The organism is Alkalicoccus luteus, from assembly GCF_012034335.1.
Taxonomy (GTDB): domain Bacteria; phylum Bacillota; class Bacilli; order Bacillales; family Salisediminibacteriaceae; genus Alkalicoccus; species Alkalicoccus luteus_A.
On the sequence record NZ_JAATHJ010000095.1, the window covers coordinates 1 to 309 of the forward strand.

General features: G+C 58.9%; 1 pseudogene. It reads left to right on the top strand.

Annotated features, from left to right (window positions below):
- A pseudogene (locus HCN83_RS18525) lies at window positions 1-309 on the top strand (IS5/IS1182 family transposase); the annotation flags it as partial.

Here is a 309-nt window from a genome sequence, read left to right on the forward strand (position 1 = left end):
CCCGCCTCGTCGAACTCCTGCTCGACGAACAGTATATCTCGATGGACACCTACTTTCTTGACGGGACCAAAATCGAAGCGAACGCCAATCGGTATACGTTCGTCTGGCGGAAATCAGTCGAAAAACACGAAGCCCGGCTCCAGGAGAAGCTGACCGGCCTTCTTGCCCACATTGAAGCCACCATCGAATCGGACGCCTCCGAATCCGGGGAAGCCCCGGATCGTGTGTCCCCGCAGAAAGTCCGGGAAGCCGCCGAAGCCGTGGAACACGAGATGCACCAGGCGGAAGCAGAATGGAGGGAGGAACCGG